Origin of the sequence: Photorhabdus sp. RM71S, assembly GCF_042879355.1 — a bacterium.
Lineage (GTDB): Bacteria > Pseudomonadota > Gammaproteobacteria > Enterobacterales > Enterobacteriaceae > Photorhabdus > Photorhabdus kayaii.
This window is the reverse complement of sequence record NZ_JBHFKV010000039.1, coordinates 44,730-51,611: the sequence shown is the minus strand read 5'-3', so window position 1 is coordinate 51,611 and position 6,882 is coordinate 44,730. Positions and strand designations below refer to the sequence as shown.

The 6,882-nt window shown below is 45.9% G+C and carries 11 protein-coding genes; 10 read left to right on the top strand and 1 reads right to left on the bottom strand.

All coding sequences use genetic code 11. The annotated features are described in order from the left end of the window. Window positions 1–129: 129 nt before the first annotated feature. The 10 genes from ACGF5R_RS18020 to ACGF5R_RS17975 all read left to right on the top strand — a co-directional run bounded on the left by ACGF5R_RS18020 (window position 130) and on the right by ACGF5R_RS17975 (window position 6,468). Entirely contained in the window at window positions 130–366 is a 237-nt protein-coding gene (locus ACGF5R_RS18020) for a hypothetical protein (RefSeq protein WP_387692054.1), read from the top strand. Between the two features lie 63 nt (window positions 367–429). Continuing rightward, window positions 430–882 carry a phage tail protein gene (locus ACGF5R_RS18015; protein ID WP_112876958.1) on the top strand — a complete coding sequence of 151 codons (453 nt, stop codon included), beginning with the start codon at window positions 430–432 and terminating at the stop codon, window positions 880–882. Next, complete coding sequence (locus ACGF5R_RS18010; RefSeq protein ID WP_387692052.1) at window positions 879–1,520, top strand: phage virion morphogenesis protein; 642 nt, start codon at window positions 879–881, stop codon at window positions 1,518–1,520. Before ACGF5R_RS18015 ends, ACGF5R_RS18010 begins: the two co-directional genes overlap by 4 nt. Beyond that, a complete protein-coding gene (locus ACGF5R_RS18005) occupies window positions 1,517–2,146 on the top strand; it encodes a phage baseplate assembly protein V (RefSeq protein ID WP_112876960.1) in 630 nt (209 codons plus the stop codon). The genes ACGF5R_RS18010 and ACGF5R_RS18005 overlap by 4 nt, the downstream gene beginning before the upstream one ends. Continuing rightward, on the top strand, window positions 2,146–2,484 hold the full coding sequence (locus ACGF5R_RS18000) for a GPW/gp25 family protein (RefSeq protein ID WP_112876961.1): 339 nt from the start codon (window positions 2,146–2,148) through the stop codon (window positions 2,482–2,484). The genes ACGF5R_RS18005 and ACGF5R_RS18000 overlap by 1 nt, the downstream gene beginning before the upstream one ends. A 4-nt stretch (window positions 2,485–2,488) precedes the next feature. After that, the gene (locus ACGF5R_RS17995; RefSeq protein ID WP_112876962.1) at window positions 2,489–3,397 is read left to right on the top strand and encodes a baseplate J/gp47 family protein; all 909 of its coding nucleotides are present in this window, start codon (window positions 2,489–2,491) and stop codon (window positions 3,395–3,397) included. Beyond that, window positions 3,390–3,998, top strand: coding sequence for a phage tail protein I (locus tag ACGF5R_RS17990; RefSeq protein WP_262981738.1), 609 nt, complete (start codon window positions 3,390–3,392; stop codon window positions 3,996–3,998). The genes ACGF5R_RS17995 and ACGF5R_RS17990 overlap by 8 nt, the downstream gene beginning before the upstream one ends. Further along, window positions 3,995–5,590, top strand: a complete 1,596-nt coding sequence (locus ACGF5R_RS17985; RefSeq protein ID WP_387692050.1) for a phage tail protein — start codon at window positions 3,995–3,997, stop codon at window positions 5,588–5,590. The genes ACGF5R_RS17990 and ACGF5R_RS17985 overlap by 4 nt, the downstream gene beginning before the upstream one ends. After that, a complete protein-coding gene (locus ACGF5R_RS17980) occupies window positions 5,590–6,216 on the top strand; it encodes a tail fiber assembly protein (protein ID WP_387692048.1) in 627 nt (208 codons plus the stop codon). Before ACGF5R_RS17985 ends, ACGF5R_RS17980 begins: the two co-directional genes overlap by 1 nt. A 51-nt stretch (window positions 6,217–6,267) precedes the next feature. Next, a complete protein-coding gene (locus tag ACGF5R_RS17975) occupies window positions 6,268–6,468 on the top strand; it encodes a hypothetical protein (protein ID WP_112876966.1) in 201 nt (66 codons plus the stop codon). Here ACGF5R_RS17975 and ACGF5R_RS17970 read toward each other — a convergent pair. After that, a complete protein-coding gene (locus ACGF5R_RS17970; RefSeq protein WP_112876967.1) occupies window positions 6,448–6,882 on the bottom strand; it encodes a phage tail protein in 435 nt (144 codons plus the stop codon). The two genes, ACGF5R_RS17975 and ACGF5R_RS17970, sit on opposite strands and share 21 nt — an antisense overlap.

Genomic DNA, 6,882 nt, shown 5'->3' with positions numbered 1-6,882 from the left:
AAATGTGAATGTGGGTTTGACTGGAGAAACTGGGCCAAGGAACAGTATTCATGAACACCCTGCCACCTCAGAGACCTCAGAGTAAATGATTCTGGGGTTGCAGGACTACATTAGAATGGAGTGTTTACGATGAACGAAGCTAAACAGCAAGACGGCAGCAAAATACAGGGCTATCGAAAACTTGATGATAAAGATATCGCTAACATGAACCGATTGAAAGAAATCAGTCGCCAGTTTATTGCCCAGTTGGATTCTCTTTGTGATTGTGATGCTGATAAGCGTTGGCTTTCAATTGCAAGAAACGATATGCAAACAGCATGTATGGCTGCGTGTCGTGCTGTTGCTAAACCGGATAATGATTGTTGAGAACGAACAGCAAATAAAATATTTGCAGGACTACATAAAAACCCAGTGCCAGTAGGGGGAGATATGCTGAAAACAAAACTGATGAGAGACATTATCACAAAACACAATCCCTTTTTTGTTCAAAATCCAGACCGACTGGAAGTGTATGTCACAGAAGGAAATCTGATAGCGACAGGAACGGCGTCACCGTCATTTTTGTATCAGTATAAATTACATGTGCTTGCGCTTGACTACCCGCATTCGCTCGACAGTCTCAGCGTGTCGGTTCTTGAGTGGGCGCGTCGGCATCAACCTGATTTGTTATTTAATCCTGATCAGCGTACGGATGGCATGAAGTTTGATGCCGATATCTTAAGTGACGGTACCGCAGATATTTTATTTGTATTGCGAACAACTGAACGTGTTGTTGTTCAATCAGAAAACGGGCGATTGACAGCCCAACATCTTGATGAGCCTCCTTATCCCTCTGCTAAAGATCCTTGGGGTGTATTGATTGACGGGAGCGTACAGCAATGACGGAAAATAATTCACTGTTCGTTGCGCTTGATAATGAACTGCAAAAATTAATCAGTACCACAAAACCGGCATACCGCCGCCGACTGGCTAATAAGCTGTCAAAGGCGATCCGCGCTGACCAACAGAAGCGCATTCGCAGCCAAAAAAATGTGGATGGTACCGCTTATGAGCCGCGCCGCCGTCGCGTATTACGCTCGCAGAAGGGTATTAAGTTTTTGTACCAAGGAGATGTGCGCACGCTGAAAAATTGGCGCGCAACGCGCGGACGCCGGGGGCGTATGATTACTGGCTTTGACGAAGAACGTAACGCGGTACGTTCATTTTATCGCAGTAATATAGAGCGTTATCTGGAAATCAATCACAGTGAAGTGAAAAAAACGTCAAATCGCCGCGATCCGATGTTCCGGCGATTGAGAACCGCGCGTTTTCTTAAGTCCAGTGCATCATCAGCCGCCGCTGTTGTTGGTTTTCAAGGCCGGGCCGCAGCAATTGCTCGTCAGCATCAATACGGTTTGGAAGGCAGTATTAACGCGTTGGCAGAAACGAAGTATCCGCAACGTCAATTGTTAGGCATCACGCCGCATGAGCGACTGCAACTGATTGAATTAATTTATCATGACCTCGTGAGTGAACTATGACACTGCCAGAATTGCATCGACTATTAACAAATATTATCCGCGTCGGCTTGGTCACGGATGTTGATCTCGTTGGTCATCGTTGTCGGGTAAGGACAGGTGACTTAAAAACGGATTGGATACCCTGGCTGACACTGCGAGCAGGTCATTCCCGTACCTGGTGGGCGCCCAGTGTTGGCGAACAGGTTTTATTGCTTGCCATTGGTGGAGAGTTGACTACTGCTTTTGTCTTACCGGCTGTTTATTCTGATCAGTTTCCGGCGCCGTCAGTTTCTGCCGAGGCTGTTCATATTGCTTTTCCTGATGGGGCAGTGATGGAATATGAGCCAGCGGTCAGTGCCTTAAAAGTAACGGGTATTAAAACCGCAACGGTGAATGCCTCCGGTTCTGTTCATGTCACTGCGCCAGAAATGACTTGTACCGCAAGCAGTCAAATTACGCTTGATACGCCTCACGTCATTTGTACCAATTTACTGACAACAGCCAGCTTGGTAGTGCAAAAAGGCGGAAAAATGACTGGAAATATTGAGCATAACGACGGGCAATTCAGCTCAAACGGGGTGATCGTGGATTCCCATAAACACACCGGCGTCAGATCAGGCGGTGACACATCAGGAGGCCCTGCATAATGAAATTTTTGGGTATGAATAAGCAAACGGGCCGCAACATGACTGATATTGAACACGTTCGCCAGAGCATCACCGATATTTTAATGACTCCAATCAACACACGCGTCATGCGACGCGAATACGGTTCATTGCTGCCCGCATTGATTGATCAGCCGCAGAATCCGGCATTACGTCTAAAAATTATGAGTGCTTGTTATATGGCAATCATGCGTTGGGAACCCCGCGTACGACTCACAACAATTACATTTCAGCGAGCAGAAGCGGGAGAAATGCACGTTGAAATAACTGGCGTTTATATCAACGGAAATGACTTAACAATAGCTATCCCCGTGAGGTGAAACTATGCCGACCATTGACTTAAGCCAGTTGCCGCCACCTGATGTCGTCGAGCCACTGGATTATGAAAGCCTGTTGGCTGAACGTAAAGCCAGGCTGATATCTCTTTATCCCGAAGAGCAACGAGCTGCAATCACTCGCACGCTTGAGTTGGAATCTGAACCCATTGTGAAATTATTACAAGAGAATGCTTATCGGGAGTTATTGCTGCGCCAGCGCGTGAATGAAGCGGCTCGCGCGGTGATGGTGGCCTATGCAGCGGGTAGCGATTTAGATCAGTTGGGCGCAAATAACAATATTACGCGTCTCATGCTGCAACAAGCTGATAACGACACGGTTCCGCCTATTGCGGCTATCATGGAATCCGATAACGATTTTCGCGTTCGTATCCCCCAGGCTTTCGAGGGGCTGAGCGTTGCCGGGCCGGTGGGTGCTTATGAATATCATGCCCGGAGTGCTGATGGCCGTGTTGCTGATGCATCAGCTATCAGCCCGTCACCGGCAAATGTCACTGTGACTATTATGTCGCGAGAAAATAACGGCGTAGCATCACAAGATTTGTTGGATAAAGTGGCTATAGCTCTTAATGACGAGAATGTTAGACCGGTTGCTGACCGGCTAATAGTTCAGTCAGCAAAAGTAATTGAATATCAGATTGATGCCGTGCTTTATCTCTATCCGACACCGGAGTCCGAACCGATTCGCATTGCCGCCATGCAACAAATGAAACGCTACACAGAGACACAACATCGTTTAGGGCGTGATATTCGCTTATCTGCCATTTATGCCGCTCTACATGTGGAGGGCGTGCAACGCGTGGAATTGAAATCACCCGCTCATGATGTTGTGTTAGATAAAACCCAGGTGTCATTTTGCACCAGCGCAAAACTCAGTGTCGGGGGTTCTGATGAATGACCGCTTGTTGCCATCGGGTTCTACCGTTTTGGAAGTGGCCGCAGCTAAGGCATGTGCACAATTGCAAAATGTTCCGGTACCGCTTCGCCAGCTCTGGAATCCTGATACTTGCCCGGTGGAGTTATTACCTTATCTGGCGTGGGCGTGGTCCGTTGATCGTTGGGATGAAAACTGGCCGGTAACGACTAAGCGGGATGTAATAAAAAACTCACTATTTTTGCACAAACATAAGGGCACTATTGGTGCTATCCGCCGTGTGGTAGAGCCATTGGGCTATTTCATTCAAATAAAGGAATGGTGGCAAACCAATGATGCGCCCGGCACTTTTCGACTTGAAGTCGGCGTTCGTGAGAGCGGGATTACTGCGGAAATATTTTCAGAGCTTGAACGTTTAATCTCTGATGCCAAACCTGTGAGCCGCCACCTAATCGGCTTGGCTGTCAGTTTAGATATATCGGGTGTCATTCACTGCGCGGCAACAAGCTATATCGGCGATAGTCTGACAGTTTACCCCTATTTGCCAGAAATGATTGAAACTAAAGGTACCGCTCATGCGGGATCTGCGGTTCATTTGATTGATACGATGAGGATTTTATCATGAAATACTTTGCCATTTTAACTAAGTTGGGTGCGGCAAAGCTGGCGAATGCTGCCGCATTGGGTACCAAAATTAGCATTACTCACATGGCCGTGGGCGACGGCGCCGGCAAATTACCAGAGCCTGACGCTAATCAAACACAATTAGTCAATGAAAAGCGTCGAGCCGCGATTAATACATTAAGCGTCGATCCGGTAAACACTAACCAAATTATTGCTGAACAGATTATCCCTGAAAGTGAGGGTGGTTGGTGGATGCGTGAAATTGGCTTATTTGATGGCGAGGATAGTCTGATAGCAGTAGCGAATTGCCCGGAAACCTATAAACCCCAATTACAAGAAGGGTCAGGCAGAACGCAGACGGTGAGAATGATTTTAATTGTTAACAGTACTGAGTCAGTCACGTTAAAAGTTGATCCCTCTGTCGTACTGGCAACGCGCGAGTATGTCGATAAAAACACGATTGAAGTGAAAGCTTACTGTGATAATGCATTTAAAGAGCATCTTGCAGCTAGTGATCCGCATCCACAATATTTGCTGAAAAAGAATTTACCGCCGTTGCCTGATGCCTCATTGACTCAGAAGGGGATAGTACAACTCAGTAGTGCGACAAATAGCGTAAGTGAAACCTTATCTGCTACGCCAAAAGCCGTAAAAGCGGCTTATGATCTTGCAGCAAGTAAGCTTGCAAGCATGCCCGACGCCTCATTAACCCAAAAAGGCATCACCCAGCTCACAGACAAAACAGGCAACAGTAATACCCTTGCAGCCACTCAGAAGTTAGTTTCTGATGTAAATGATAATGCAAATAGTAAACTAGCCAAAAATCAAAATGGCGCAGACATCCCTAATAAAAGTGAGTTTGTGAAAAACCTCGGATTGGTGGAGACGGTGGAGTTGGCGAGGAATTCAGCGCAGCAAAGCTTTGTTGATGCTAATTTCGCAAGAGGGAATATTGGAGTTGTTAATACAAGGAGCATATATCCATTAATTAATTTTTTACCGCCAGCTGGAAAAGAAAACAGAGGATTCTTTGCTATCGAGGCAAATCTAACTAATGATAATGAGCAATCTATTTATTTATATAAGCGAAACGCTGCGGGTAATAATATTTATCTTGTTAATTTCCCAAACAAAAACGGCACGTTAGCAACACTTGATGATATTGTTCCAGTCGGCGTTCCGCTTCCGTATCCTCACAGATACACTCCGGCCGGTTATCTTACGTGCAACGGCCAAACGTTTGATAAATCAAAATACCCAAAGTTAGCAGAAGCTTATCCCTCCGGGCAACTTCTTGATTTGCGCGGTGAATTTATCAGGGGATGGGATGATAGTCGAGGCGTTGATCCAGGGCGAATGCCTGGAACATGGCAAGGAGACGCGATACAAGATCATAATCACTATAAAGTAGCTTCAAAACAAAATGTTGAAGACCTCATTCTCGCCGGGAATCAGTCCTGGTCAACAGGAAAAGGAAGCACATACACACGTTCACTTGATCAAAATACGTACACTGGCGGCGTTACTGAAGCAGCAGCAAACGAAACCCGCCCCCGCAACGTCGCATTTAACTACATAGTGAGAGCAGCATAATGACTGAACAAAAGTACTCTTTAGAACATGAAACAGCCGTATTAGGTAAAGACGGATTAGCAATTCAGGCAGGCTGGATAAAGGTTTATCACTCGAATCAGATAACGAGAGAATTCACAGTTTCAGACATTGAGTATGTGATGTTGGGTGTCAGTCTGTCAGCCGGTGCTTATCCCGATGCGCCAAAGCTTCCCGATTCTCACGATGTGGCCGTTTGTCGCAGTGAAGACGGTAAGTGCTGGCAAATCCTCCCGGATTACCGTGGCAAAACAGCTTACGACACGTTAACTCGCGCTCCGCAAGAAGTCACTGAAATCGGTGAACTGCCGGATACCCTGACGTTCAAGAAGCCTCCCACAGACTTCGATAAGTGGAACGGTAAAGAATGGGTAGTTGATAAAGACCTTCTCAAATCCCATCAGATTAATGAAGCTAAGCAACAACAAGCAGCACTGTTACAACAAGCAAATGAAACACTCTCATTGCTACAAGACTCTGTTGATTTAGAAGTCGCTACTGACTCAGAGAAAGCCGCTCTACTCGAATGGAAAAAGTACAGAGTATTGCTGACTCGTGTAGATGTGAATCAAGCGCCTGACGTTGAGTGGCCGCCTGTACCTAAATAAGAACAGGGCCGTTTGGCCCTTGTCTACTGTACCCAGATTTGGAAATTAGAGATGTCAATACGTCGTTTTTTTATTGCTGTAAGTAGTATCATGGATATCATGCCAGCAACCAATTATAGAAAGCTTATATCGTCGAAAAGTGATAATGAGAAAATCCGCAATGATATTGCTGCGATATCTCAAGATACAGTTAACGCTTTAAATAAAAACAGAGTGGGCAAACGTACTACATTACTTAACAATATTAAGTAGATCATCAGCAGTGATATTGCTTAAGCCTTCTCTAATATCTTCACTGACTTTTTTCAGTGATAAAGTAAATTCAATTTTTCGTGCTTTTCCATCAGAAAAAAATTCGGTCCGGGTTTCATTCAGGCTTTCAATCACGAACATACCGTAAATCATGCCGGTGCCCTCAATTAACGGCCAAGCCCTGCCCGCATATGCAAGTGTGCGCAGGGCTTCAAGAGAAATATCACCCCCCGTCACTTCTGGATAGAGCACTCCATCAAGCGTAATGCTATCTTCACCCGCCCCGATATACTGCCATTTTGCCGATTTCCCCACGCGGTCATTTTTCACATGCCGCCAAGCCATTTCACGACTTAACGTTTGGTAGGGCGCGGTATTCAACATAAAAACAAACATACCATAGATCATCATCAT

What these genes read in the sequence shown, in the direction of transcription:
- ACGF5R_RS18020 (WP_387692054.1), top strand. Translation starts at nt 130, where the DNA reads ATGAACGAAGCTAAACAGCAAGACGGCAGCAAAATACAGGGCTATCGA.
- ACGF5R_RS18015 (WP_112876958.1), top strand. Translation starts at nt 430, where the DNA reads ATGCTGAAAACAAAACTGATGAGAGACATTATCACAAAACACAATCCC.
- ACGF5R_RS18010 (WP_387692052.1), top strand. Translation starts at nt 879, where the DNA reads ATGACGGAAAATAATTCACTGTTCGTTGCGCTTGATAATGAACTGCAA.
- ACGF5R_RS18005 (WP_112876960.1), top strand. Translation starts at nt 1,517, where the DNA reads ATGACACTGCCAGAATTGCATCGACTATTAACAAATATTATCCGCGTC.
- ACGF5R_RS18000 (WP_112876961.1), top strand. Translation starts at nt 2,146, where the DNA reads ATGAAATTTTTGGGTATGAATAAGCAAACGGGCCGCAACATGACTGAT.
- ACGF5R_RS17995 (WP_112876962.1), top strand. Translation starts at nt 2,489, where the DNA reads ATGCCGACCATTGACTTAAGCCAGTTGCCGCCACCTGATGTCGTCGAG.
- ACGF5R_RS17990 (WP_262981738.1), top strand. Translation starts at nt 3,390, where the DNA reads ATGAATGACCGCTTGTTGCCATCGGGTTCTACCGTTTTGGAAGTGGCC.
- ACGF5R_RS17985 (WP_387692050.1), top strand. Translation starts at nt 3,995, where the DNA reads ATGAAATACTTTGCCATTTTAACTAAGTTGGGTGCGGCAAAGCTGGCG.
- ACGF5R_RS17980 (WP_387692048.1), top strand. Translation starts at nt 5,590, where the DNA reads ATGACTGAACAAAAGTACTCTTTAGAACATGAAACAGCCGTATTAGGT.
- ACGF5R_RS17975 (WP_112876966.1), top strand. Translation starts at nt 6,268, where the DNA reads ATGTCAATACGTCGTTTTTTTATTGCTGTAAGTAGTATCATGGATATC.
- ACGF5R_RS17970 (WP_112876967.1), bottom strand. Translation starts at nt 6,882, where the DNA reads ATGATGATGATCTATGGTATGTTTGTTTTTATGTTGAATACCGCGCCC.